Origin of the sequence: Mesoflavibacter sp. SCSIO 43206, from assembly GCF_019904215.1 — a bacterium.
GTDB lineage: Bacteria > Bacteroidota > Bacteroidia > Flavobacteriales > Flavobacteriaceae > Mesoflavibacter > Mesoflavibacter zeaxanthinifaciens.
This window is the reverse complement of record NZ_CP063201.1, coordinates 459255-485159: the sequence shown is the minus strand read 5'-3', so window position 1 is coordinate 485159 and position 25905 is coordinate 459255. Positions and strand designations below refer to the sequence as shown.

Here is a 25905-nt window from a genome sequence, read left to right as displayed (position 1 = left end):
TTAGATGTACTTTTGCAAGCTTAAAAGCCAAGACAATGACAGAGTTTATTAGAAAAATAGTTCCTAATGCTAAAGATGATGTATTAGCAGGTATTACAGTTTCTTTAGCAATGATACCAGAAGTAGTTGCATTTGCTTTTGTTGCTCAAATAGATCCGTTAATGGCACTATCTGGTGCATTTATTATAGGTTTAATTACTGCAATTTTTGGTGGTAGACCAGGATTAATTTCTGGTGCAGCAGGTGCTGTTGCTGTAATATTTGTATCTATGATTGCAGAAGGACACACTAAAGGAATGTTAATGGATACACCTATAGAAAACATGGGTTTTTTCTACCTTATGGCTTGTGTTGTCTTAATGGGTTTAATACAAATATTTGCAGGCGTTTTTAAATTAGGAAAATTTGTTAGACTAATACCACATCCTGTAATGATGGGATTTGTAAACGGACTTTCTATCGTCATTTTTATAGCTCAAGTAAAAATGTTTAGCCATAAGAGTTTACAAGTTTCTGATGAAGGTGTTAAACGTTATGTTAGCACTTTTATGGATGGAACAGAACTGTATACTATGATAGCTTTAGTATTATTAACAATGGGAATTATTTGGTTACTTCCAAAGCTTACTAAAAAATTACCAGCTGCATTAACAGCAATAATTGTAACTAGCTTAATAGTAATTGGTTTTAATATTGATGTGCCAACTGTTGGTTCTTACATAATTGAAGGTGGCGGAACTGGATTAAAAGGAGAATTTCCGACTCCAAATATGGAGTTGTGGGAAAAATTACCATTCAATCTTGATACATTAAAATTTATAGCATTACCTGCATTTTTAGCAGCTTCTGTTGGATTAATAGAAACTTTAATGACTATGAATCTTGTAGACGAATTAACCGAAACTAGAGGTAATGGTAATAGAGAGTGTATTGCACAAGGCGCAGGAAATATTGTTTCTGGTTTATTTGGTGCAACTGGTGGTTGCGGTATGATTGGTCAAACTGTAATTAATATTAATTCAGGCGGTAGAGGAAGATTGTCAGGCATAATGATGGCGCTTACATTATTGTCATTTGTTCTATTTGCAGATAAGTTAATAGAAATGGTGCCAATTGCAGCATTAGTTGGTGTCATGTTTATGATGGTTATCGAAACATTTGCATGGTCAAGTTTTAGAATATTAAAGAAAATACCTAAATCTGATGCTTTTGTTTTAATCACTGTGTCTTTAGTAACTGTTTTTGTAGATCTAGCAGTAGCAGTATTTATTGGTGTAATCATTTCGGCATTAGCTTTTGCTTGGGAAAATGCAAAGCGAATTAGAGCTAGAAAAAGAATGAAAGCAGACGGAACTAAAGTTTACGAAATTTGGGGACCATTATTTTTTGGAAGTATCTCTGCATTTAATGAAAAATTTGACGTCAAAAACGATCCTGATAAAGTTGAGATTGACTTTGTAGAATCAAGAATTAGTGACCATTCTGCTTTAGAAGCTATTTTTAATTTAGTTGAAAAGTATGAAGCAGAAGGCAAACAAATTAGATTAAAACACCTTAGTGAAGATTGTAAAATATTGATGTATAAGGCAAGTCCAAAATTTAGAGAAGTTGTAATCGAAGCTATTGATGATCCAAGATATCATTTAGCAGAAGATCCAGAGAAATTTCCTAAACCTTTATCGGAATATAAATTTTAATAAAAAAGCTGAAGTTTAAACTTCAGCTTTTTTTTATTTTACTCGTACACTTTTAGGTACTAGTTTGGTATAATCTCCATTATTTTTAATGACGTCTCTAACAATAGAAGACGATATAAAACTTGTTCTAGCTGCAGTTAGTAAGAATACAGTTTCTATGGTAGATAATTTGCGGTTTGTATGTGCGATAGCTTTTTCAAATTCAAAATCTGCTGGATTACGTAAGCCTCTTAAAATAAAATCAGCTTCAATTTCTTTGCAAAAATCAACTGTAAGTCCTTTATAAGTAACTACTTTTATTTTGGGTTCGTCTTTAAAAGCCTCTTCAATAAATTGCTTTCTTTCTTCTAAAGAAAACATATATTTTTTTGAAGAGTTTACACCAATAGCAACAACTACTTCATCAAATAACTTAATACCACGTTTGATTATATCGTAATGTCCATTAGTAATTGGATCAAAAGATCCAGGAAAAAGTGCGCGTCTCATATTTTTTTTGAATCAAGATTATTTGATACAGGAAACAAGATAATCAATTATCTAGTTTATCAATAAAGTTGGATATTTTTTGTTGAATTTTTTTAATTCTATTTTCAAAATCATCAAATTTTTCTTCAGAGATAAAATTAAGATTTTTACAAATAATTATTTGTGTTTCCCATTCGTAAGCAGAGCCTAAACTATCTTCAAGATATTTGATAAAATGTTTATTACTTCGTTTACTTGTGCCTTCTGCTATATTTGAGGCAATAGAAACACAACTTCTATTTAATTGACTAATTAATCCAAACTTTTCATCTTTAGGAAGTGTAGTTGTGAAGTTATAATTATCAGTTATAAGATTAATGCTTTCTTGCCAAATCTGTAAATTCTTAAAATTATGCCTTCTCATATTCGTGATTCGTGTTTCTATATTTCCTGTTTCAATTTAAAGTAAAGCTTCTTCAATAGCATTTGTGAATAATTCTTGTAAACTAATACCTGCAGCAGCTGCTTGTTGAGGTAAAATACTTTCGTTAGTTAATCCAGGCACTGTATTTACTTCTAGTAGATGCGGTTGATTGTTTTTAAATATAAATTCACTTCTAGAAAAACCTTTCATTTTTAAAACCTCATAAACCTTCTTAGCGGTTTTCGAAACAATTTCTTCTTGTTCTTTTGTAATTCTAGCAGGTGTAATTTCTTGAGATTTACCTAAGTATTTGGCTTCGTAATCAAAAAAGTCATTTTCGCTAACAATTTCTGTTATTGGTAAGACTTTAGTGTCTCCTTTATAAGTAATAGCACCAACCGATACTTCGGTTCCATCTAAAAAAGATTCGATAATAATTTCGTCATCTTCTTTAAAAGCAACTTCAATTGCGTGTTGTAAATCTTCTTTTTTATGCACTTTGGTAATCCCAAAGCTACTACCAGCTTTGTTAGCCTTTACAAAACAAGGTAAGCCAACTTTACTAATAATTTCGTCTTCATTAATAGTGTCGCCAGTATTTAAAAAATAGCTTTCAGCGGTTAAAATTCCGTAAGGTTTTAAAATACTTAAACAATCACGTTTATTAAAAGTTATCGCAGCTTGGTACATACCGCAACTAGTGTGCTTAATGTCTAGTAAGTTAAAATAACCTTGCATAAAGCCATCTTCTCCGGGACTACCATGTATAGCGTTAAACACACAATCAAACGTAATTTTTTTGTTGTTTTTTGTGAAAGAAAAGTCGTTTTTATCAATTGGGTATTCACTATCATCTTTGTCTACATAAACCCATTTATCTTTAAAAATATGAATGCGATACGCATTAAACTTTTCTTTATCAAGCGTGTTGTAAACTACGTTTCCGCTTTTTAATGAGATTTGATATTCGCTAGAATATCCGCCCATAATAATGGCTATATTTTTTTTCATTTAGTCTAAATTATATCGAAATACTCTAAGGTTTTCAATAATCCTAAAAAATATTCGTTGTGTAAAAATATCATTTATTTTAATCCGAAGGAAAACCTTTTTGTTTTTATATATTTGTCTACATAAATTTTACTAAATGAGTTTTATTGGTTTTATAAAAAGTAAAGAATTTTTAAAGCAAATTATAATTGCTATTGTAGCAGTTGTAGTAATTGTTTTTTTATTACTTAAATGGTTAAACGTGACCACAAATCACGGTACATTTGAGACTGTGCCTGACTTAACCGGAAAGTCTATTGAGGTAGCTAAGATGGAGTTAGAACAAAATAATTTGGTAATGCAAATTCAAGACTCTGCTAATTTTAATCCAAACTACCCAAAATTTGCAGTTATAGAACAAGACCCAAAACCAAATGCTCAAGTTAAAGAAAACCGTAAAATATACATTACCTTAAATCCTTCTGGGTATCGTAAAGTAGCAGTACCAGATTTAAGACAACGTACATTTAGACAAGCAAAACCAACATTAGAGGCTTTAGGTTTTAAAGTAGGAAAAAAGACTTATATAGACAATATTGCTAAAGATATGGTTTTAGGTATGCGTTACAAAGGAGAAGTTTTAGATCCAGGAACAAAATTACCAAAAACAGCATCTATAGATTTAGTTTTAGGTAACGGTAATCGATAAAATAATTTATATAATGGACGATTACACACCAGAATTACCAGAAGAAGATAACGACGATCTTTACGAGCATTATTCGTTTACCGCAGACAAAGGACAATCGCCTTTACGTATCGATAAATGGTTAATGAATAAGGTAGAAAACGCTACCCGAAACAAAATACAAGAAGCAGCAAAAAACGGAAGTATTTTTGTAAATGGTACACCTGTAAAATCCAATTACAAGGTAAAACCAAATGATCAGGTACGCGTATTATTTCAACATCCGCCACATGAAAACTTATTGGTTGCAGAAGATATTCCACTAGACATTGTTTATGAAGATGATCAATTACTAGTTGTTAACAAACCAGCAGGCATGGTCGTTCATCCAGGACATGGTAATTATTCCGGAACATTAATTAACGCACTAATTTTTCATTTTGATAATTTACCAAACAATTCAAGCGAAAGACCAGGATTAGTACATCGTATAGATAAAGATACATCAGGATTGTTAGTGGTTGCAAAAACCGAACACGCTATGGCGCATCTTACTGCTCAATTTAAAGCCAAAACTAGCGAGCGTGAGTATGTTGCAATAGTTTGGGGAAACTTAGAAGAAGACCAAGGTACAATAGAAGGTAACATAGGAAGACATCCAAAAAACCGATTACAAAATACCGTATTCTTGGACGATGAAGCCGATAAAGGGAAACCAGCAGTAACGCACTACAAAGTTATAGAACGTTTAGGTTATGTTACACTAGTAAGCTGCAAATTAGAAACCGGACGTACGCACCAAATACGCGTACACATGAAGCATATAGGACATACCTTATTTAATGACGAGCGTTACGGCGGAAACCTAATCTTAAAAGGCACAACCTTCACCAAATACAAACAATTTGTAGAGAACTGTTTTAAAGTATTACCACGTCAAGCCTTACATGCCAAAACCTTAGGATTTATGCATCCAACAAAAAACGAATTTATGAGTTTTGACACGCCAATACCACAAGACATGCAAGATTGTATAGAAAAATGGAAAGGTTACTCCAAACACATAGATAATAATTAGGGCGTTACCACAAGGGTCGCGCTATTCACTATATCTTTTTTTGCAAATGTTTAAAGCTTAACCTTAAAGTAAAAGCAGCAAAAAAAGGATGTCGTTACTATCGCTAACGCGTTTACTCAAACCCAATAATAAAACCGAATAGTCCTATTGTAAATTACTATATATTCAGCTTTTATAACGCAGTAACAATTTGTAATTTAGTATCAGAAAAAGATAGATTTATGAAACTAGTATTATCACCAGCAAAGTCATTAGATTTTGAAACGCAATTACCAACAAACAAAACGACTCAGCCACAATTTTTAGAGCAATCTTTAAAGTTAAATAAAGCACTAAAAACAAAAAGCCCAAAGTCTTTATCAAAGCTAATGAGTATAAGTGATAAGTTAGCAGATTTAAATTACCAGCGTAATCAAGAGTTTTCAGTACCATTTACAGAAGATAACGCCAGACCAGCAATGTATGCTTTTAATGGTGATGTATATAAAGGATTAGATGCTTACACTATACCAAAAGATAAGCTTGAACTTACACAAAATACGGTTAGAATTTTATCCGGACTTTACGGTGTTTTAAAACCATTAGATTTAATACAACCATACCGTTTAGAAATGGGAACCAAGTTAAAGGTAGGCACAAAAGACAATTTATATCAATTCTGGGAAAAAGATATTGTAAATGCGTTAAATGAAGAGTTAGAAGAAGACGAGTTGTTTGTTAACCTTGCGTCTAACGAGTATTTTAAAGCAATTGATAAAAAAGCATTAAAAGTACCTGTAATAGACATTACGTTTAAAGAATTTAAAAACGGTAAGCTTAAAATCATTTCATTTTATGCCAAAGAAGCACGTGGTTTAATGGCAAGATATATCATCGATACAAATGCAAAAACTATAGATGATTTAAAGAAGTTTAATTACGACAACTATCAATTTGATGGAAAACTCTCAGAAGAAAATCACTTGGTCTTTACAAGATAATAAGCGAACAGAACAAGAACGTAACGTTTTTAAACCAACGGGCAAACCAGCAAAAAGTAAAAATATAACTTATTTGTTTTGGGCAGTAATTATAGTACTTGCAATAAGTTATTTATTACCATTTTTATATGAAGATAGAGTAGAAGTTTGCCTTACAGAAACATACTGTTTTAACTCTCAAGACAATATATTTTTATACGGTTTATATGTCTTTTTTAATATAACAATATTACTGCTAGCGGTTTTTGGTGCTTATGTAGTTGGAAAAAAAATAGGGCAAAAGTTTAAAATTTAAGCTTTTGCCTTTTTATCTACATTAATTTTAGTTTCTGGTCTTACACGTTTTTTTATTTTTGGTCGTCTAACACCAAAAGTTCCTCTGTGTATTTTACCACGTTTAGATTTTTTATCTCCTTTTCCCATATTTTAATTGTATTTTTCTACACTTAACATACAAAAAATATAAACTAAATCCAAGACTATATTGTGTTTAAGCATCATCATCCATATTCGCCATTCATAAAAAAAGATACTAAAAAACTGATTGTTGGGACATTACCACCACCAAGATTTAGTACAGGCGATTTGTTGGAAAAAGATGTAGATTTTTGTTATGGTAGTTATTACAATTCACTTTGGTTGTATATTGATAAAATACATAATCTAAACTTAAGATTTGATAATTCTCAAGAAGCTATAGACCAGCGAAAAGATTTTTTAATCAAACACAAAATAGGCGTTTGCGATATTGTAGATAGTTGCGAACGAGAAAAAATAGACGCTTCAGATTTAGGAATGTTTAATGTTAAATTACGAGATGTTATAGATTACATTAAACGATTTTCTAATATTGAAACCATACTTTTTACAGGCGGAAATAGTAAAAATGGACCAGAGTATTTCTTTAGAAAACATATAAAAGATTACAATATAAAATTAGAATTAGTCTCTAATGAAATACCAAGAATTCATCAATTTGAATTACCAAATACTAATTCAGAAAATAGAGTTATTAAAACAGTATCTCTAACCTCATCTTCAGGTAGCGCTAATCGAGCAATAGGTAGCAATCCGCTTTATAAACAACTTAAAGCTAAAAATTCAAAATTCAACACATTTGATTTTAGAGTGTTACAGTATCAAGAATTTTTTTAGAAAATAAATCTAAATGTGTTTATGCTTATATCTTTTATTCTATTGGAGCAAAAAATAATTAAGTCAAAAATGATTTATAATATAAACAGTAACGATAAAACTAAAAAACCATTAATTAGCCGTACATTCGCAGCTAATTAAAGAGGTAACCTAAAAAAATAGTGTTTATCTCACAAACATTATTTATGTCATTTCAATCTTTAGGTTTATCTCAACCTTTACTAAAAGCAATTAGTAAAAAAGGATACACAACACCAAGTCCAATACAATTAAAAGCGATACCACCAGTTTTAGATGGTAATGATGTATTGGCTTCTGCACAAACAGGAACAGGTAAAACTGCAGGTTTTACATTACCATTACTGCACATTTTATCAGAAAACCCTAAAAAGAAGTTTAGACCTATTCGTGCGTTAATTTTAACACCAACCAGAGAACTTGCAGCTCAAGTCTATACCAATGTAAAGGAATATAGCGAGTTTTTAAATTTGCGTAGCGCAGTAATTTTTGGTGGAGTCAACCAAAAACCACAAATAGCCACAATTAGAAAAGGTGTAGACGTTTTGGTCGCTACACCAGGACGATTACTAGATCTAATTAATCAAAATGAATTGTCTATAAAACGTGTAGAAATTTTTGTTCTAGATGAAGCGGACCGAATGTTAGATATGGGTTTTTTAAGAGATATTGAACGTGTCATGAAATTTATGCCAGACAAACGTCAAAACCTGATGTTTTCGGCAACATTTTCTAAAGACATTAAAAAACTGGCTAACGGAATTTTAAACAATCCTATTCAAGTTGAAGCAACACCAGAAAATACAACTGTAGAGGCTATTTCGCAAAAAGTATATCGTGTTGCAAAAGGTAAAAAAACAGGCTTGGTTATCAAACTAATTAAAGATGGAAACTGGAAGCAAGTTTTAGTATTTACAAGAACCAAACATGGCGCCAATAAATTGTGTAAAAAAATGGATCAAGTTGGTATAAAAGCAGCAGCAATCCACGGAAATAAAAGTCAAGGCGCGCGTACCAAAGCTTTAGAAGGCTTTAAAAGCGGAAGTATTAATGTGCTTGTGGCAACAGATATTGCAGCACGTGGTTTAGATATACCGTTATTACCTCATGTAATAAATTTTGAAATCCCTAATATTTCAGAAGATTACGTACACCGTATTGGACGTACAGGTAGAGCAGGAGCAGATGGGCAAGCTATTAGCCTAGTAAGTGCAGACGAAACTACATTTTTAAAAGATATAGAAAAATTAATAGGCGAAAAGTTACCAGTCGAAATTTTAGAAGGTTTTGAGCCAGATCCAAATGCGTCTACTGCTCCGATTAGACCAGGACAAAATAGAAGATCAAAAAGCAATAATTCTAATAAGCCTAAAGGCGAAAGAAAAAGCACAACTTCAAACTCAGGAAGAAGACAAAGAAATCGTAATAAAAACAGAAATTCTAATAGAAAAAATAACAACTAAATGACACCTGTTTTAAAAGAAAAGATTATTAAAGTTTGTGACCAGAAAATTAAAACAAAAGGTGAAAATGTTGGTGTTTCATTTTATGCGTTTTTTAAAAATAAAAATGATAATCCAGAATTGTTGATGGAAGCAGCTACTTGGTGGATTAAAACTCATAAACTAGATCATTTTGAAAAAGCTATAAAAATAAAAGGGTTAGTAGAAAATATCTAATGGAAAATCAACCTAATAATCCACTACACGGTATAAAACTAGAAAAAATTGTAACCGACTTACAAGCACATTATGGTTGGGAATACATGGGACATGTTATTAAGATCAATTGCTTTATTAGCAATCCTTCAATTAAATCTAGTTTAAAGTTTTTGCGTCGTACACCTTGGGCAAGAGCAAAAGTAGAAGCGATGTATTTAAATTATTTAAAGCATAATAATCCTAAATAAATACAAGCAAGAAATTGGTAATTATAAAATAGCTGTAGTAAAACGTTATTTACTAAAGCACTTAGAAAAAATTATTTTTAGTTAAGTTTTTGTCTAGCTTTTTGCTTTTTTTATCTAAATAACGACGCAAGACTCCACCTTTTACATTGTTTACATCAAACTCTACAATAAACGCTTCTTTATCAATACTAGTAACTATTCGATACATTTTTTTTATATCAATACGGTTTATAATGGTGTGTATAATGTCAAAATCTTCAGTTTTACCTTTACTGCCAAACCCTTTTTGACCCTTATAAATAGTCATTCCTGCTCCTAGTTCATTAATGATTGCAACTTTTATTTTCTCATATTGGGTTGATACAATGGTAATACCAATAAAATCTTCAAAACCTTCAATAACCAAATCTGTAACTTTTGCAGTGACAATGTAGGTTAGAATAGAGTACATCGCAATTTCTTTAGAAATTACAAAAGCAGTAATAGAAAATAAGATAATATTAAAAACAAGAATAACTTTTCCTATACTAATGCCAAACCTATCATTAATAAATATGCCTAAAATTTCTGATCCATCAAGTACAGCACCATTTCTAATTGCAATACCAATACCTGCGCCAAGAAACAAACCGCCAAATATGGAAATTAAAAATTTATCTTCTGTGATAATTTCAAAGTTTTCAAAGTGAATAAAAAGAGCTAATCCAATAATGCTAATAATAGATTTTAAAATAATTCTTTTAGACACAGTAAAATACCCTATAATTAAAAACGGAATACTAAAAACAATCAATAATATAGAGATATTAATGTTTATTAATTTATTAATTAATAAAGCTATACCAGTTACGCCACCATCCATAAACCCGTTTGGTAATAAAAATGCTTTTAAGCCAATACTAGCAAGAACAATACCCAATAGGATTTGAAAATATTCTGAAAAAAAATTAAAAACATTAGAGGTTTTAGGTATCATATTTTAATGGTTTAACTGTCTTAATCCTTCATAAACTACAATACTAACAGCATTAGCAATATTTAGACTTCTAATATGTTGGCTATGAAGTGGTATTTTATATAAATTATTAGCTTCTTTTTCTATTAAAGATTTAGGTAAACCAACCGATTCTTTTCCGAAGACCAAAAACAAATCCTCTTCAAATGGGATATCCCAATGGGTTTTCTTTCCGTGTGCAGATAAAAAAGCCATGTTTTTGTTTTTGTTTTTAGAGAAAAAATCATCTATGTTATCATAATAAATAACATCTAAGTGCTGCCAATAATCTAAACCAGCACGTTTTAAACGTTTGTCTGTAAGTTCAAAACCAAAGGGTTTGACCAAGTGTAATTTACTACCAGATCCTAACGCTAATCTACCAATGTTTCCTGTGTTATTTGGTATTTCAGGTTCTATTAAAACAATATTAAGCGACATTCTTTTTATTGATTTTTAAGATGAAAATTCTAATTAAAAGTACCCAAGGAAAACCATGTAAAACAACATCAAACCAATCCACAGGTTGCATGCCTTTTGCACCACCAGCAATCCATTTTAGTTTTCCCCAAAGATGAGGCTCAGGAAAAAAAGGAGCTAAACCAAGCGTTAAGCAGAGTAGTATTATTAAACGAAAATCATTAAGTAATTTCATAAAAAAAAGCCTATTCTATCTTTTAAGAATAGGCTTTAAATATAAATATTTACAGATTAACTGTTTGTTTTATTTTGCTGATTTTTGATTGTTTTTTCATCAATATCAAAATCGTTTGTTTCCAACTTTGTGTTTCCTGTCGGATTAGTTGGATTGGTTTGTTCTTTTGTTCGTTTTAATTTTCTGTCGGTTATAATTCCCATAATTTTTCTTTTTTTTGTTCAATTATAATTTAAGAAAAACAATGAGAAATTTTCATAAATCGTTGTTAAACAATTCTTTTAAGATGTTAATAAAAAAGCCTGCATAAGTTATGCAGGCTTTTTTATGGTTTTATTGAAGTTGAATTATTCAAAAGATTTACCTATTTCATTGATTTCTTCGTTCAAAGGATTCTTAGGGTCAGGTCCGTATTTATTAGGACCACGATCTCCTTCAATAACAGTTAGAATAATCATAATAATACCTCCAATATAAGGTATAAAAGATAAAAGATAATACCAACCACTTTTGTTAGTGTCATGTAATCTTCTAACGGTTACAGCTATACCAGGAATAAAAGTAGCTAAAGCATAAATCCCTAAAGGTAACATGCCTAAAACAGATTCACTTGCGCCTCCTAATAATCCACCTAAAAGAGCTAATATAAAAATTATAATAATTTGAAATAAGGTGAACATCCAGTATTCTTTTCGTCTTGCTCTTCCTTCAAAGTTTGCGTAATTATCTCTTACGACTTTTAAATACCATTCCATAATGAAATTTTTTAATTGGTTAGTGATTAATAACCAAATATATGTTTTATTTTCTTACAGAGCTGATGAAGTTTTCTATTTTGTTAACACCGTTATTTGATAAATGTTTTATAAACGCACTTCCAATAATAGCTCCTTTAGCATAAGTTGTGGCTTGAGTAAAAGTATCGTTGTTATTAATTCCGAAACCAACGATTTGCGGATTGTTAAGTTGCATATCTGCAATGCGCTTAAAATAATTGGTTTGCGTATCACCAAAACCTTTACTGCTTCCTGTAACACTCGCGCTACTAACCATATAAATAAATCCGTTTGAAATAGAATCTATAAATTTAATACGCTCTTTTGAGGTTTGAGGTGTAATTAAAAATACATTTATTAATCCGTACTTTTCAAAAGTACTTTTGTATTGTTCGTTATACACATCTACTGGCAAATCTGGAATTATCAATCCATCTATACCAATTTCTTGACATTTTTTACAAAAAGCCTCAACACCATATTGCAACATCGGATTAAAATATCCCATAATAATTAATGGAATAGAAACGGTTTTTCTTACATCTTTTAATTGCTTAAAAAGCACTTCTGTAGTCATTCCATTGTTTAGTGCTTCTGTAGAGCTTGCTTGTATAGTTGGTCCATCTGCTAAAGGATCACTAAAAGGTAATCCAATTTCTATCATATCTACACCGCTTTTTTCTAGATTTTCTATTATTGTAACGGTATCATTTAAGTTTGGATAACCTGCTGTAAAGTATATAGACAAAAGTTTTTTGTCTTCGTTTAGTTTTTGGTTTATTCTGTTCATGTTATATGTTATTCCTGCTTAAGTAGGAATCTATTTTTAGGTTTTTTAATTACTGCGAGAAAAAGTTGAGAGTGACTTTTATTTAAGTTTTCGTCAACCTGAACTTGTTTCAGGTTCTCATTATATAATGATAGATTCTAGATTTGGATTTTTTCTTTTATTAAATTTAATTTCCAGTCTTTATGCCAGTTTTTTAATTGTTTTTCTCGTGAAATAGCTTGGTTGATGTCGGTGAATTTTTCAAAATATATTAAATCTTTAAGATTGTATTTTCTTGTGAATTCTGAACCCATTCCATTTTGATGTTCGACTATTCTTTTATTTAAATCATTAGTGACACCAACATAAAAAGTCGTTCTGTATTTATTGGTCATGATATATGTGTAGCTAAATTTCATGATTAGTGAGATGCTGAAACAAGTTCAGCATGACGTTATAGTTTAAAATGTTTAATGTAAGTCTCTAAATCCTTATCACCACGACCAGATAAACTTACTACAACAATATCGTTTGGTTTAAACGTTTTTTGTTCGAAAACACCTAATGCATGAGATGTTTCTATAGCAGGAATAATGCCTTCTAATTGGCATAATTCTAAACCAGCTTGCATGGCTTGATCGTCTGTGATCGAAATAAACTCGGCACGACCTGTTTTATACAAATGCGCGTGCATTGGTCCAACACCAGGATAATCTAATCCTGCTGAAATAGAATAAGGCTCGGTAATTTGACCATCGTTGGTTTGCATTAATAAGGTTTTACTACCATGAATGATACCTTCTTTTCCTAATACAGATGTTGCAGCGCTTTCACCAGAATCTACACCTAAACCAGCAGCTTCTACAGCGATAAGCTTTACGTTTACATTATTTAAATAATGGTAATAGGCTCCAGCAGCATTACTACCGCCACCAACACAAGCAATTACGTAGTCTGGATTTTCGGTTCCTTCTTTGTCTTTAAGTTGAAATTTAATTTCTTCTGAAACTACTGCTTGAAACTTTGCTACCATATCAGGATACGGATGCGGACCAACAACACTTCCAATAATATAATGTGTGTCTACAGGATTATTAATCCAATCTCTAATAGCTTCGTTTGTAGCGTCTTTTAAGGTTTTGCTTCCAGAGGTTGCAGGTATTACTGTTGCACCAAGCATTTTCATACGTGCTACGTTTGGTGCTTGACGTGCGATATCAATTTCACCCATATAAACAATACACTCTATACCCATAAGTGCGCAAACTGTTGCTGTTGCTACACCATGTTGTCCAGCGCCAGTTTCGGCAATAATACGGTTTTTACCTAGTCGTTTTGCCATTAAAATTTGACCAATGGTATTGTTAATTTTATGTGCACCAGTATGATTTAAATCTTCGCGCTTTAAATAGATTTTAGTGTTATATTTTTCTGAAAGACGTTTGGCAAAATAGAGTGGAGAAGGACGACCAACATAATCTTTTAATAACTGGTCAAATTCAGCTTTAAAAGATGGCTCTGCCATAATTTTTAAATAGTTTTGACGTAATTCTTCTACGTTTGGATAGAGCATTTCAGGGATAAATGCACCGCCAAAATCTCCGTAATATCCTTTTTCGTTAATATTGTAGTTCATAATCATTTCCTGCCTGCGCAGGCAGGAATCTTTTTTAATTATACATTTCTTTTATTCATTTTGAAATAGATTCCGCATCAAGTGCGGAATGACATGCTGCTCTTAAATTTTTCTAATGCTTCAATATCTTTTAAACCTGCTGTAATTTCAAATTTGCTATTCACGTCAATAGCGTGACAATATTTGGATTCTTTTTTTTGTAGGAATGACTGAATAATGTCAACTTCATCTAATCCTATGCCACCACTTAAAAAATAAGGTGTTGTTGAAGGATAGTTTTTTAATACGTCCCAATTAAATGTGTATCCATTTCCGCCAGGTAATTTTCCTTTTGTATCGAATAAAAAATAATCACAAATGTTTTCAAAAGGTTGTAATACTGAAAAATCAAAATGGTCTTTTATTGAAAAGACTTTGATGATTTCTACAGGATGAGATGCTGAATCAAGTTCAGCATGACGCAACTTGTTACAAAACTCAGGTGTTTCTTGTCCGTGTAATTGGATAACGTTTAATTGATGTGTTTCAATTTTACTCAAAATAAACTCTAAACTAGCATCTACAAATACACCAACTTTTTTTATTGTTTTTGGTAATTTAGGAATAACACCTTCAAAAAATCGAATTGATTTTTCGTAAAAAATGAAACCCAAATAATCAGGTTGCAAAGCAGCAACTTGATTAATGTTGTCTTGGTATTTCATTCCGCAGATCTTTAGTTTCATATTCTTGTCATTCCTGCGTAGGCAGGAATCTATTATTTAATTACTATTTATGGTCATTTCGACGTGAGCAAAGCGATTGAGAAATCACATCATAATGAGATGTCTCACATGCGTTCGACATGACAATTATCTATTTAATTTTTCAACAAACGCTTTTGCATTTTCTCCTGGACTGTCTGTTTTCATAAAGTTTTCACCAATTAAAAAACCTTTGTAGCCATATTGCTTTAAATCTTTAATGGCTTCAATAGTGCTTATTCCGCTTTCAGATACTTTTACAAAGTCATTAGGAATCATTTCACTTAACAGTTTACTAGTTTCAAGAGAGACTTCAAAAGTTTTTAAATTTCGGTTGTTTACGCCTAACATATCAATGCTTGGCATGATGGATTTATGTAATTCTTCTTCATTATGAACTTCTAATAAAACATCTAAATTTAATTGTTTAGCAAGTGTTGAAAACTGCTTAATTTCTTCTTTAGAAAGTATTGCAGCAATTAGTAAAATGACATCTGCACCGTACGCTTTTGCTTCTATAATTTGATATTGATCAATTATAAATTCTTTTCTAAGTAGTGGTAAATTACTACTTGCTCTTGCAAGAATTAAATCGTCTAAACTACCTCCAAAATATTTACCATCGGTTAGTACAGACATACCGCAAACACCAGCATTTTCATAACCACTAGCAACATCTTGAACATTTAAATTTTGATTTATAGTTGCTTTTGAAGGTGAGCGACGTTTATGTTCTGCAATTATACCTGAAGTGCTATTTTTTAATCTTTCTGTTAATGAAATGGTTTGTTTTTCGAATAGAAACGATTCTTCTAATTGTTTGGCTGAAATAAGTGATTTTTTTAAATCGACTTCTTTACGTTTATCTGCTGTAATTTTATCTAAGATGTTCATTTTTCATTACAATTTTATTGGTCTTTTAAAACTTCTTGATATGATATCTATTAATAACTTAATTCTATTAATTTTTGTAAGCTGCGTTTTGCTTCACCTGTACCAAGACTTTCTTTGGCAAGTTTAAATCCTTCCTGATGAGAAATTTGCTTAACTGTAGCTATAGCAAGACCTGCATTAGCACAAACAACATCGTTTTGCGCTTTTGTACCTTTTCCTGAAATTACTTTTTTGAAAATTCTAGCAGCGTCTTCAACAGTGTTACCACCAAAAATTTCTGAAGCTTCAATTTGTTCTATATTTAAGTCGCTTGGGTCTAAAATAACTTCAGATTGGTTAGTAATGATTTTTGTTTTTCCTGTCAGTGAGATTTCATCATAACCATCTATTGCATGAACAATGCTGTAGTTTTTATCGGTTTGTTGGTATAGGTAACCATATAGGCGTTGTAATTCTAGATTAAATACACCAACCATTTGATTTTTAGGAAACGCTGGATTTACCATTGGGCCAAGCATGTTAAAGAAGGTTTTTACGCCTAACTCTTTTCTTATTGGGCCTACGTTTTTCATTGCTGGATGAAATAAAGGTGCGTGCATAACGCAAATACCAGCTTGGTCAATACAGCGTTTTAAAACATCTTCATTGTTGGTAAAATGCACTCCTAGTTTTTCTAAAACATTGGAAGATCCTGAAGCTGAAGATACGCCATAATTACCGTGCTTTGCAACTTTAACTCCTGCTCCTGCTGTAATAAAAGAGGATAATGTTGATATGTTAAATGTGTTTTTGCCATCACCACCAGTACCGCATAAATCTATAGCGTTAAAATCTGAAAGATCTACAGGTATACACAACTCTAAAAGCGCATCACGAAAACCTTGCAGCTCTTCTAAAGTAATGCTTCTCATCATGTAAACAGTTAAAAAAGAAGCTATTTGACTTTTGTTGTAAAGACCTTCTGAAATATTTACTAATACCTGTTTGGCTTCTTCGCTAGATATGCTTTCGTGGTTTATTAATCGGTTTAATATGTGTTTCATAATTATTTTAACGTGACAATTTTTTTTAAAATCTTTTTTGATTCCCTATCTCTTGAAGGAAAGACGGATTTATTCTTTTAGCCAGTTTTCTAAAATTTTTTTTCCGTAAGGTGTTAATACACTTTCTGGATGATATTGTACACCTTTTACATCATATATTTTATGGCGTAAAGACATGATTTGTCCGTTTTCGTCTACCGAAGTAGCTTCTAAACTTTCAGGTAAATTAGGGTCTACAACCCAAGAGTGATATCGTCCTACTTCAATATTTTTTTCTAATCCGTTAAACAATGATTCGTCATCTACAGTAATTGTTACTTTTGTAGATACACCATGATACACATCGTTTAGATTAATTAATTGTCCCCCGAAAACTTCAGCAATTGCTTGTTGACCTAAGCAAACACCAAAAATACTTTTTGTTGGCGCATAAGTTTTTATGATTTCTTTTAATAAACCAGCCTCTTCAGGAATACCTGGACCAGGCGACAATACTATTTTATCAAATTGCTCTACAAAATCTATTGTAAGTTTGTCGTTTCTTTTTACGGTAACATTGCAGTTAAGGTCTTCTAAATAATGTACTAAGTTGTACGTAAAACTGTCGTAATTATCTATAACTAATACTTTTTTCATGTTTTTTAGATTTAGGATTAATTAATTTGTTCTGCTAAATCAATTGCTTTTGTTAAGGCTCCTAGTTTGTTGTAAACTTCTTGTAATTCGTTTTCTGGACTGGATTTAGATACAATTCCTGCGCCAGCTTGCCAATGTAGATTATGGTCTTTGCTCATAAATGTTCTTATCATAATGGCGTGATTGTAGTTACCTTTAAAATCCATAAAACCAATTGCACCTCCATAAAATGCACGACTTGTTTTTTCATATTTTTCTATAAGTTGTAACGCTTTATGTTTTGGAGCGCCGCTTAACGTGCCTGCAGGAAAAGTATCTGCAACAACTTGCATTGTCGCTGTGTTTTTGTGAACTTTACCTGTAACTTTACTTACTAAATGTATAACGTGCGAAAAGAATTGCGCTTCTCTATAAGTTTCTACTTTTACTTCGCTTCCGTGTCTGCTTAAATCGTTTCTTGCTAAATCAACTAGCATGACATGTTCTGCATTTTCTTTAGTGTCTTCTGCTAATTTTTTAGCTAGCTTTTGGTCTTCTTCATCGTTACCAGTTCTTTTAAATGTTCCCGCAATTGGATGTATTTCGGCTTGACCGTTATTAACTACTAGTTGTGCTTCTGGAGAGCTTCCGAAGATTTTAAAATTTCCGTAGTCAAAATAAAACAAATACGGAGAAGGATTAATGCTTCTTAATGCACGATAGACGTTAAACTCATCACCTTTAAAGCTTTGAGAGAATTTTTTAGATAACACTAACTGAAACACATCTCCTCTTGTACAATGTTTTTTTGCTAACTCTACGTGATTTTTGTAGTCCTCATCTGTTAGGTTAGACTTTATTTCAGATTCTGTGTTAAATTTATATGTAGCATAATTTTTAGAGCTTATTAATTGTAAAACTTCGTCTATATTATTGTCTGTCTCAAAACAATGGGCAAAAATATATGCTTCATTTTTAAAATGATTTATAGCTATGATGTTTTGGTAAACCGCGTAGTAAATATCAGGTATATCTAAAGAATTTGGTTTTTTACTAATAGAAACATCTTCAAAATGTTTTACAGCATCATAGGCAGTGTAACCAAAAATACCATTGTTGATAAACTTAAAATCTGTTTCAGAATTGACTTTAAATCGTTTAGTAAACTTATGTATCATCTTAGTTACATTTCTTACTCTGTTACTCATAACACTTCCGTCAGGAAAAGTTTGTGTAATGGCTTTGTCATCTACTTTAATAGAGGCTATTGGATTAAAACAGATGTAGGAAAAACTGTTATCGTTAGCGTGATAATCGCTACTTTCTAATAGGATACTATTTGGGTATTTATCACGAATTTTTAAATAAATACTAACGGGTGTTATCGTATCTGCTAATATTTTTTTGTAATGAGTGTATAAGCTAAATGTTTTCATAATGATAAAAAAAAAGGCTTGTCGTGAATGACAAGCCTTTATAAAATATTTTTAAATTAAATATACTAAGGGTTTACTTCACGAAGATTGAAATCTTGAAGTTCCACCACCAAGTATGATTTAAAATTGTGTTCATGTGTTTTATTTACGGTGTAAATATAAAAATGAAATTTTAGTTTTCAAATATAATCAGCAATTAATTATTTGTTAAAACTTAAAAATAACACATAGGTGATTATTATTTTTATTCTAAAATTTAGATATAATGAGATGCATATTGCCAATTTTAGTGGTTTTATTAATGGTTTCTTGTAAAGAAGAAAGTAAAGAAATAACATTCACAGAAGTTGATTATAACGGTTTAGAAAAAGTGCTAAACAAACAGGATAATAAGACTTATGTAGTTAATTTTTGGGCAACTTGGTGTGCGCCATGCGTTAAAGAATTACCTTATTTTGAAAGGATCAATAAACAATATAAAGATAAAAATGTAGAGGTTGTTTTGGTTAGTTTAGATTTCCCTAAGCATTTTGATACAAAACTTAAAAACTTTATAAACGAAAAACAATTACAATCAGAGCTTTATGCTTTAAATGATATGGATTCTAATTATTGGATTCCAAAAGTAAATAAAGATTGGTCTGGTGCTATACCAGCAACTTTAATATATAATTCTAATAAAAGAGAATTTTTTGAGCAAGCTTTTGAGTATGAAGAATTAGAAAGAACACTAAATAAATTTTTAAAATAACTCTCATGAAAACAACGCAGAAATTATTAACATTATTTGTACTAATGCTAACAATTAGTGCTTTTACAATTAAACCTAAAGATGGTTATAAAATAGGTGACATTGCAACAGATTTTAAATTAGAAAATATAGACGGGTCTATGGTGTCACTTTCAGATTTTAATGAAGCAAAAGGATTTATAGTAACTTTTACATGCAACACATGTCCATATGCAGTAGCTTATGAAGACAGAATTGAAGCTTTAAATAAAAAGTATGCAAGTAAAGGTTATCCTGTTATTGCTATTATGCCAAATAATACAGATGTAAAACCAGGAGATAACATGGAAGCAATGCAAAAAAGAGCCAAAGAAAAAGGTTTTACATTTCCGTATCTAATTGATAAAGGTCAAAAGATTTATCCACAATATGGAGCCACTAAAACACCACATGTGTATGTTTTACAAAAAACTAAAAAAGGAAATGTTGTTAAATATATTGGCGCAATAGATGATAATTTTCAAGATGCAAATGCAGTAAAAACAAAATATGTAGAAGATGCAGTTAACGCATTGCTATCAGGGAATGAAATTAAGGTTAAGGAAACAAAAGCTATTGGTTGTACAATAAAAGTATAAAAAAGCTTATAATATTATTTAAAAATAAGACCCGAAATGTAACATTCCGGGTTTTTTTACGTCTATATAACTTAGAAATATTAATTTTGAAAAAATATTTAAAAGATGGCAAATTTATCTCAAAAAGATTGGACAGAGCAGCTTAATGCAGATGATAATGCAGTAATATTAGACGTAAGAACAGAAGCTGAAGTTGCAGAAAAGAAAATACCAAATTCAATTAATATAGATATTTATAAAGGACAAGGGTTTGTATATCAACTAGAAGAGCTTGATAAATCAAAAAACTACTATGTGTATTGTAGGTCAGGAGCACGTAGTGAAAAAGCCTGTAATATTATGAATCAATTAGGTTTTGATAATGCTTATAATTTAGTAGGAGGTATATTAGAATGGACAGGAGACGTAGAATAAATAAACTTTTTAGTATGAAAAAACCTTTAATTTTATTCTTATTATTAGCAGTTATTGTAAGCTGTAAAACAGTAAACGAAGGAGAAATAGAAGTTGTATCGCAAGAAGAGATGCAAACATATCTTAATATGGAAGATGTGCAGTTAATAGATGTAAGGACTCCAGAAGAGTATGATGCAGGACATATTGCAACAGCACAAAACATAAATTTTTTATCACCAACTTTTGAAAATGATATACAACAGTTAGATAAAAACAAACCAGTATTGGTGTATTGTCACATGGGAGGTAGAAGTGCTAAATGTGCAGAAAAAATGAAGTCCCTAGGATTTGTTAAAATTTATGACTTTAAAGGCGGATACAGTAAATGGTTAAGCCAAGAAGAGAAATAAAAATAAAAAGCCTTACATTTCTGTAAGGCTTTTTTGTTGAGATTTAATAAATTTAATAAAATGATTAATAGCCAAAAAATAAATTTAACTCAACAATTAGCTAACTTAAGATAATGGCTTCTCCCAAAACATTATCTATGGTGTAAAGCTAACTTAATAGTTTAAAATAGTTTTACGGTAAACCGTAAGTTGAATAAATTAAATTAGACCAGTATCTTTTGTTATTGATACTAAGTGTATTGCGTTTTGAGCATTAAAGTATAATTTAAGTTTATTTATTTTTTTTTCTATTGAACTTAAACTGTTAGGCGATATATTTTTCTGTTTAAAACTACTGCTAATTTCATCTTGAGATAATCCTATAGATAATAGTTTTAATAACTCGATGTCATAGTCTGTTATTTCTAAATGATTTTTAGATTTTAAACGATCAGAAATTGATGGTGAAAGATATGTTTTGTTATCATAAACATCAATTATGGCATTTTTTAATTCTTTTAAACCATTTCTTCCTTTACATACGTAAGCACTTACTTTATTATTAGAATAAAGTTGTTTTACATTTTCTAGTCTATCTTCAATACTATAAACTATAATTTTTAAATCAGGATGTTCTTGGATTAACGTGTTAATTAAATCTTTACCAGAATTAAATTTTTGTTCACGATGATCTGCAATAAAAGATAAGTCTGTAATAAATAATTGATAAGGGTTTTTGTCTAGATATCCTTTTTTTAATTTTAAATACGCATCATCACAATAAAGTGTTTTATCTATATTGCTAATATTTAAACTTTCAAGCGTGTTTAAAACACCTTGACTAATACTATCTAAATCATCAGAAATTAAAACTTTTTTGAACATTTTAAATTATAATTTGTGCTTTAAAACCATTATTTGGTTTAGTATCAAAAGTAATAGTTCCTTTTAAGGTATTTATACGGTTTTCCGTATTCTTCAAACCATTTTTAAAATTTAGATTAGTACCAATACCATTATCTGTATATTGAAGTTCTAGTTTTTTACGATTTGTATTAATTTTAATTACTACTAAATTAGCTTGACTATGTTTTTTTGTGTTAGTTAAAAGCTCTTGTAATACGCGGTAAATAGTTATTTTTTTATGTTTGTTTATTTTGTTCCATTCAATATCAGAAACACCATTACTTACAACTTTACATTGGTTGTTAGAATAGCTAGAAAAGAGATCTTTTAATTCGTCTTTAAAATTAGATTTTTCATTTATTACATTAATTTCTTTTGAGATATCTCTAGTCTTGTAGTATATGTCTTCTATGGTGTCTAATTGTAGCTGTTTATCTAATTTGTTTTCATTTAAAACAATCATATATTTATAAATGTCGTTTGCTACTTCATCATGTATTCTTTTAGAGATGTTGGTTTCAGTTTGGTAGATTTGTTCTAATTTTTGTTTTTTGTGTCTTATGTTTAATAAATACAAGATAAGTACAATTAGTATTATTGTAAAGATTAAGCTAAACTTGTAGATGGTTTTTTGGTTTTTTTGCTTTTCAGTTTCTAGTAAGCTTTTATTTACATTATACTTTAAAAGTGAGTATTGATTTTTATTTATGTTTCTTACTTTTTCTAAACTGTCTGTAAGTTTTAAAAACTCATTAATGTTAACATTGTTATCGGTTTTAAGTTTTAATTTAATAGCATCTATTTGATAAGAAGGACTATTAATTAGTTTGGATATATTGTAAGCTAGATCACTATACTTTTTTGCAGAGTCAATATTATTTTTACTGTAATAATAGTTAAAATGGCTTTTATAACTTGGGTATAATTGCGAATAATCTTTAAGTTTCTGGCGTATTTTTAGTGATTTTTTTAGATAAGTATAAGCGTCTGGATCTTTTAAAATAGTCTTAATAGCTCCAAGGTTATCAAGTATTCTAGCTACCTCGGTTTGATCATTAATTTTAGGCAATAACTCTTTAGCTTTTAGTAGGATGTTGTTAGCCTTTTTATAATCTTTATTAGCCTTGTGTGTTGTTGCAATATTATTGTAAATGACAACACTATCTTTAGTGGTATTAGCAATTTTAAGCGAGTTGTTATAAAAATTTAATGCTTGATCATTAAAGTTTAACGCTTTATAAATTTTACCTAATAATGTGTAAAGACTTTTTTTATAGCTTGTTTTAAAGTCAGAGTCGGCAATCTTATCAATAATTTTTAAAGCTTGCACAGCATTATATTCGCTATCATGATAAAAACCTAAAGTGTAATCAATTTTAGAAAGGTTGTAGTAAATGTAAGTTTTATCTAAATCAGATCTTTTATCTTTCTCTTTAGACAAGTAGTTGTAAGCATCAAAAAGATCTTTGTTAGAGTTTATCGAGGTTATTTTTTCAATATAAAACTGTAGACTATCTATTTCAGTTTTACTAAATGCTATTTTAATACTCATAAAGTAGCAAGCGAAAAAAGAAAATAATGTTAATAGTGATTTATTATTCATAAATCAAAAATATAACAATACCAGTAAAACGGTAATATTATTTTTAAGAAATTTCTTTCAGTGTAAGTTGTTGTCTTAAAAAAAATTAAAACCCTGCAAATCAGTAATTTACAGGGTTTTCTGTGGAGTCGGAGAATATTGAATCTATATATTTAACTATAATGAAAAAAGTATATTAAATACTATTTTTACTAATAAATAAAGGAGTTTATTATTGTTTAGTATTTTAACTTTATAATTAATTATAACTATTTTGTCACCTATTTTGTCACCTATTTTGTCACCTATTTTGTCACCCAGTATTTAAACTTATTTTTGAACTTTTATGAAGCATTCGTTTTACTTAAAAAATCCTCAAAACCAGAAAGGAGAAAAGCCATCTTTAATCTACTTCACATGTCATTTTAATAAGGAGAAAAAGAAGTTTGTTTATTCTACAGGAGAAACAATAGCTCCTGTAAATTGGGATTTTGATTATAGACAGCCTTATTTAAAAGGAAAACATAAAGCACCTAACAATTTAACTGTAAATACTCAACTATTAAGGTATACTCAGAAATTTGAAGAAACTAAGGCATTGTATTCAAAAATCAATGAAGAATTTACCTCAAAAATATTACGTGATGCTTTTGATTTAGAGTTTAAAAAAATTTCTAAAAAGAATAATAGTTTTTTTGATGCTTATGATGAATTTATGGAGGAAAAAAATAAAAGAAAAGAATGGAAACAAGCAACTAATAAGAGATATATTAATATAAAAAATCATTTAATTCACTTCGAAAAATATAAAAAATACAAGCTTACTTTTAGTACAATAAATAATAATTTTGATACTGAATTTAAAGATTTTTGTTACAGAGTTTTAGACCATAGTACCAATACATTTGCCAGAAACCTTGGGCTATTTAAAACATTTATGTTTTGGGCATTAAAAAATAAATACACTTATAACAGTGCTTTTATAGATTTTAAAAAACCTGAAAGAGTTATCACTAAAGAAATTGCATTAAATTTAGATCAAGTAAATGAAATTCACACATACCAAACAAAGTCTCTAGCTTTAGAAAAAGTTAAAGATGTTTTTGTGTTTCAATGTTTAACAGGACTTAGGTATGGAGAGTTAAAAAGAATAAATAAACGTACTGTAACTGAAAATTCAATCTTAATTAAGGAGGAAAAAGATGTTGCTAAAGAAGTAAGAGAAATCCCTTTATTTGAAGTTAGTAAAAGTATTTTAGAAAAATATGAATTTCAATTACCATTAATTAGTAATCAAAAGCAAAATCAGTTTATCAAAGAAATATTTAAAAATGCTGAATTTACTTTTGAAGTTGAATATAGTAGGACAAAAAACAGAGAGCATAAAATATTAAAAGCTCCATTTTATAAAAGGGTAAGCACACATACAGCAAGAAGAACTTTTATCACAATTTTAAAAAATAAAGGAGTTGCAGATAAAACAATTATGGAGATGACTGGACATAAAGATTTTAAAACATTTAATAGTTACTACAAAGTTGATAATCTGGCTAAACATGACGCAATTAATAAAGCATTTTCATCTATTAAATTATAATTGAATTTTTATTTTCTTAACTCTACTCTTTATAACTTTTATATTGGAAAAAGGAGTTTTTATAATAATAGATATTAATAGGTATTCTTCATAATTTTTAAGATCCTTATAGTACATTTATAGATAAATGCTCTTAATATCCAGAATAATAAATTTCATAAATTTTATCGGATAATCAACTTAAATATAGCTTTTAAGTTATAGAAATTAGATTGAAGGCATGTCTAAACTTCTGTTAAACAAAATCAATAGTTGTTAAAATTTTATACCTTTGCAAATAGATATGAAGCAGTTTTTCCATAAAATAATGTCTTTAGCAATGGCTTTTGTAGTGTTATGCTCTACAATGTCATTTACTGTGAATATGCATTATTGCGGAGATACGTTAGTAGAAACTGCTATTTTTCATAAAGCCAAAGGTTGCGGAATGGAAATGGAAAAACCATCTACTGAAGGATGTTCTATTACCAAGAAAAATTGTTGTGATGATGAACAATTAACAATTGAAGGTCAAGATGAATTACAATTGCAAGTTGACAAAATCACATTTGAACAACAAGTATTTATAGCTTCATTTGTTTACACTTACATTAACCTTTTTGAAGGTTTAGAAAATAACGTTTCTTCTTTTGAGGAATACAAACCACCATTAGTCGTCAAACAAATCTTCAAGATTGACGAAATGTATTTAATTTGATT

Annotated in this window: 34 protein-coding genes; 15 read left to right on the top strand and 19 right to left on the bottom strand. The window is 29.9% G+C overall.

Features of this window, described 5'->3' with window-relative positions; translation table 11 throughout:
• Window positions 1-35 precede the first annotated feature (35 nt).
• Window positions 36-1697 carry a SulP family inorganic anion transporter gene (locus INR78_RS02490; RefSeq protein WP_223077333.1) on the top strand — a complete coding sequence of 554 codons (1662 nt, stop codon included), beginning with the start codon at window positions 36-38 and terminating at the stop codon, window positions 1695-1697.
• Between the two features lie 33 nt (window positions 1698-1730).
• Here INR78_RS02490 and coaD read toward each other — a convergent pair whose 3' ends face one another.
• Genes coaD through INR78_RS02475 form a run of 3 tightly spaced genes read right to left on the bottom strand, consistent with a single transcriptional unit; the run spans window position 1731 to window position 3600 of the window.
• Window positions 1731-2186, bottom strand: a complete 456-nt coding sequence (gene coaD, locus INR78_RS02485; RefSeq protein WP_027880369.1) for a pantetheine-phosphate adenylyltransferase — start codon at window positions 2184-2186, stop codon at window positions 1731-1733.
• Between the two features lie 43 nt (window positions 2187-2229).
• Window positions 2230-2589 carry a four helix bundle protein gene (locus INR78_RS02480; RefSeq protein ID WP_106678838.1) on the bottom strand — a complete coding sequence of 120 codons (360 nt, stop codon included), beginning with the start codon at window positions 2587-2589 and terminating at the stop codon, window positions 2230-2232.
• Window positions 2590-2625: 36 nt separating this feature from the next.
• Window positions 2626-3600: a D-alanine--D-alanine ligase gene (locus INR78_RS02475; RefSeq protein ID WP_223077332.1), complete on the bottom strand. Its 975-nt coding sequence runs from the start codon at window positions 3598-3600 to the stop codon at window positions 2626-2628.
• Between the two features lie 136 nt (window positions 3601-3736).
• Here INR78_RS02475 and INR78_RS02470 point away from each other — a divergent pair, with 136 nt between their 5' ends.
• The 4 genes from INR78_RS02470 to INR78_RS02455 all read left to right on the top strand — a co-directional run bounded on the left by INR78_RS02470 (window position 3737) and on the right by INR78_RS02455 (window position 6620).
• Window positions 3737-4288, top strand: coding sequence for a PASTA domain-containing protein (locus tag INR78_RS02470; RefSeq protein WP_223077331.1), 552 nt, complete (start codon window positions 3737-3739; stop codon window positions 4286-4288).
• 13 nt (window positions 4289-4301) lie between these two features.
• Window positions 4302-5345, top strand: a complete 1044-nt coding sequence (locus INR78_RS02465) for an RluA family pseudouridine synthase (RefSeq protein ID WP_223077330.1) — start codon at window positions 4302-4304, stop codon at window positions 5343-5345.
• A gap of 221 nt (window positions 5346-5566) precedes the next feature.
• The gene (gene yaaA, locus INR78_RS02460) at window positions 5567-6325 is read left to right on the top strand and encodes a peroxide stress protein YaaA (RefSeq protein WP_223077329.1); all 759 of its coding nucleotides are present in this window, start codon (window positions 5567-5569) and stop codon (window positions 6323-6325) included.
• The gene (locus tag INR78_RS02455) at window positions 6282-6620 is read left to right on the top strand and encodes a hypothetical protein (RefSeq protein ID WP_223077328.1); all 339 of its coding nucleotides are present in this window, start codon (window positions 6282-6284) and stop codon (window positions 6618-6620) included. Before yaaA ends, INR78_RS02455 begins: the two co-directional genes overlap by 44 nt.
• On the opposite strand, the gene INR78_RS02450 is transcribed toward INR78_RS02455, so the two are convergent.
• A complete protein-coding gene (locus INR78_RS02450; protein ID WP_081653201.1) occupies window positions 6617-6748 on the bottom strand; it encodes a 30S ribosomal protein THX in 132 nt (43 codons plus the stop codon). The genes INR78_RS02455 and INR78_RS02450 overlap by 4 nt on opposite strands.
• A gap of 63 nt (window positions 6749-6811) precedes the next feature.
• On the opposite strand from INR78_RS02450, the gene INR78_RS02445 reads away from it, so the two are divergent.
• The 4 genes from INR78_RS02445 (at window position 6812) to INR78_RS02430 (ending at window position 9407) form a co-directional block, all read left to right on the top strand.
• Entirely contained in the window at window positions 6812-7480 is a 669-nt protein-coding gene (locus INR78_RS02445) for a uracil-DNA glycosylase family protein (protein WP_223077327.1), read from the top strand.
• Window positions 7481-7665: 185 nt separating this feature from the next.
• The gene (locus INR78_RS02440; protein WP_106678856.1) at window positions 7666-8961 is read left to right on the top strand and encodes a DEAD/DEAH box helicase; all 1296 of its coding nucleotides are present in this window, start codon (window positions 7666-7668) and stop codon (window positions 8959-8961) included.
• A complete protein-coding gene (locus INR78_RS02435; RefSeq protein WP_106678858.1) occupies window positions 8962-9177 on the top strand; it encodes a DUF6500 family protein in 216 nt (71 codons plus the stop codon). It begins immediately after the preceding gene.
• On the top strand, window positions 9177-9407 hold the full coding sequence (locus tag INR78_RS02430; protein WP_027880378.1) for a VF530 family DNA-binding protein: 231 nt from the start codon (window positions 9177-9179) through the stop codon (window positions 9405-9407). The genes INR78_RS02435 and INR78_RS02430 overlap by 1 nt, the downstream gene beginning before the upstream one ends.
• Before the next feature lie 61 nt (window positions 9408-9468).
• Here INR78_RS02430 and INR78_RS02425 read toward each other — a convergent pair whose 3' ends face one another.
• The 13 genes from INR78_RS02425 to INR78_RS02365 all read right to left on the bottom strand — a co-directional run bounded on the left by INR78_RS02425 (window position 9469) and on the right by INR78_RS02365 (window position 18968).
• The gene (locus tag INR78_RS02425; RefSeq protein ID WP_106678860.1) at window positions 9469-10383 is read right to left on the bottom strand and encodes a YitT family protein; all 915 of its coding nucleotides are present in this window, start codon (window positions 10381-10383) and stop codon (window positions 9469-9471) included.
• 3 nt (window positions 10384-10386) lie between these two features.
• On the bottom strand, window positions 10387-10842 hold the full coding sequence (locus INR78_RS02420) for a tRNA (cytidine(34)-2'-O)-methyltransferase (RefSeq protein ID WP_223077326.1): 456 nt from the start codon (window positions 10840-10842) through the stop codon (window positions 10387-10389).
• Window positions 10832-11056, bottom strand: a complete 225-nt coding sequence (locus tag INR78_RS02415) for a hypothetical protein (protein ID WP_106678864.1) — start codon at window positions 11054-11056, stop codon at window positions 10832-10834. Before INR78_RS02415 ends, INR78_RS02420 begins: the two co-directional genes overlap by 11 nt.
• A 56-nt stretch (window positions 11057-11112) precedes the next feature.
• Window positions 11113-11259: a hypothetical protein gene (locus INR78_RS02410; protein WP_223077325.1), complete on the bottom strand. Its 147-nt coding sequence runs from the start codon at window positions 11257-11259 to the stop codon at window positions 11113-11115.
• Window positions 11260-11403: 144 nt separating this feature from the next.
• Entirely contained in the window at window positions 11404-11811 is a 408-nt protein-coding gene (locus INR78_RS02405; RefSeq protein WP_223077324.1) for a DUF805 domain-containing protein, read from the bottom strand.
• A gap of 46 nt (window positions 11812-11857) precedes the next feature.
• On the bottom strand, window positions 11858-12622 hold the full coding sequence (trpA, locus tag INR78_RS02400) for a tryptophan synthase subunit alpha (RefSeq protein ID WP_223077323.1): 765 nt from the start codon (window positions 12620-12622) through the stop codon (window positions 11858-11860).
• 137 nt (window positions 12623-12759) lie between these two features.
• Window positions 12760-13020 carry a GIY-YIG nuclease family protein gene (locus INR78_RS02395; protein WP_223077322.1) on the bottom strand — a complete coding sequence of 87 codons (261 nt, stop codon included), beginning with the start codon at window positions 13018-13020 and terminating at the stop codon, window positions 12760-12762.
• A gap of 35 nt (window positions 13021-13055) precedes the next feature.
• Window positions 13056-14237, bottom strand: a complete 1182-nt coding sequence (trpB, locus tag INR78_RS02390; RefSeq protein ID WP_223077321.1) for a tryptophan synthase subunit beta — start codon at window positions 14235-14237, stop codon at window positions 13056-13058.
• A 77-nt stretch (window positions 14238-14314) separates the two neighbouring features.
• A complete protein-coding gene (locus INR78_RS02385; protein ID WP_223077320.1) occupies window positions 14315-14962 on the bottom strand; it encodes a phosphoribosylanthranilate isomerase in 648 nt (215 codons plus the stop codon).
• A 126-nt stretch (window positions 14963-15088) separates the two neighbouring features.
• Window positions 15089-15874 carry an indole-3-glycerol phosphate synthase TrpC gene (gene trpC, locus INR78_RS02380; protein ID WP_223077319.1) on the bottom strand — a complete coding sequence of 262 codons (786 nt, stop codon included), beginning with the start codon at window positions 15872-15874 and terminating at the stop codon, window positions 15089-15091.
• 50 nt (window positions 15875-15924) lie between these two features.
• On the bottom strand, window positions 15925-16917 hold the full coding sequence (trpD, locus tag INR78_RS02375) for an anthranilate phosphoribosyltransferase (RefSeq protein WP_223077318.1): 993 nt from the start codon (window positions 16915-16917) through the stop codon (window positions 15925-15927).
• 69 nt (window positions 16918-16986) lie between these two features.
• Window positions 16987-17553, bottom strand: a complete 567-nt coding sequence (locus INR78_RS02370; RefSeq protein WP_106678876.1) for an aminodeoxychorismate/anthranilate synthase component II — start codon at window positions 17551-17553, stop codon at window positions 16987-16989.
• A gap of 17 nt (window positions 17554-17570) precedes the next feature.
• The gene (locus INR78_RS02365) at window positions 17571-18968 is read right to left on the bottom strand and encodes an anthranilate synthase component I family protein (protein ID WP_223077317.1); all 1398 of its coding nucleotides are present in this window, start codon (window positions 18966-18968) and stop codon (window positions 17571-17573) included.
• A 265-nt stretch (window positions 18969-19233) separates the two neighbouring features.
• On the opposite strand from INR78_RS02365, the gene INR78_RS02360 reads away from it, so the two are divergent.
• The 4 genes from INR78_RS02360 (at window position 19234) to INR78_RS02345 (ending at window position 21142) form a co-directional block, all read left to right on the top strand.
• Window positions 19234-19719 carry a TlpA disulfide reductase family protein gene (locus INR78_RS02360; RefSeq protein WP_223077316.1) on the top strand — a complete coding sequence of 162 codons (486 nt, stop codon included), beginning with the start codon at window positions 19234-19236 and terminating at the stop codon, window positions 19717-19719.
• Between the two features lie 5 nt (window positions 19720-19724).
• A complete protein-coding gene (locus tag INR78_RS02355) occupies window positions 19725-20336 on the top strand; it encodes a thioredoxin family protein (protein ID WP_223077315.1) in 612 nt (203 codons plus the stop codon).
• Between the two features lie 105 nt (window positions 20337-20441).
• On the top strand, window positions 20442-20750 hold the full coding sequence (locus tag INR78_RS02350) for a rhodanese-like domain-containing protein (protein ID WP_223077314.1): 309 nt from the start codon (window positions 20442-20444) through the stop codon (window positions 20748-20750).
• Window positions 20751-20764: 14 nt separating this feature from the next.
• Window positions 20765-21142, top strand: coding sequence for a rhodanese-like domain-containing protein (locus INR78_RS02345; RefSeq protein ID WP_223077313.1), 378 nt, complete (start codon window positions 20765-20767; stop codon window positions 21140-21142).
• A 198-nt stretch (window positions 21143-21340) separates the two neighbouring features.
• Here INR78_RS02345 and INR78_RS02340 read toward each other — a convergent pair whose 3' ends face one another.
• Entirely contained in the window at window positions 21341-22006 is a 666-nt protein-coding gene (locus INR78_RS02340; RefSeq protein WP_223077312.1) for a response regulator, read from the bottom strand.
• Between the two features lies 1 nt (window position 22007).
• Window positions 22008-23579: a tetratricopeptide repeat-containing sensor histidine kinase gene (locus INR78_RS02335; RefSeq protein ID WP_223077311.1), complete on the bottom strand. Its 1572-nt coding sequence runs from the start codon at window positions 23577-23579 to the stop codon at window positions 22008-22010.
• Between the two features lie 376 nt (window positions 23580-23955).
• Here INR78_RS02335 and INR78_RS02330 point away from each other — a divergent pair, with 376 nt between their 5' ends.
• The gene (locus tag INR78_RS02330) at window positions 23956-25206 is read left to right on the top strand and encodes a tyrosine-type recombinase/integrase (RefSeq protein WP_223077310.1); all 1251 of its coding nucleotides are present in this window, start codon (window positions 23956-23958) and stop codon (window positions 25204-25206) included.
• 283 nt (window positions 25207-25489) lie between these two features.
• Window positions 25490-25903: a hypothetical protein gene (locus tag INR78_RS02325; protein ID WP_255593107.1), complete on the top strand. Its 414-nt coding sequence runs from the start codon at window positions 25490-25492 to the stop codon at window positions 25901-25903.
• Window positions 25904-25905: the final 2 nt, after the last annotated feature.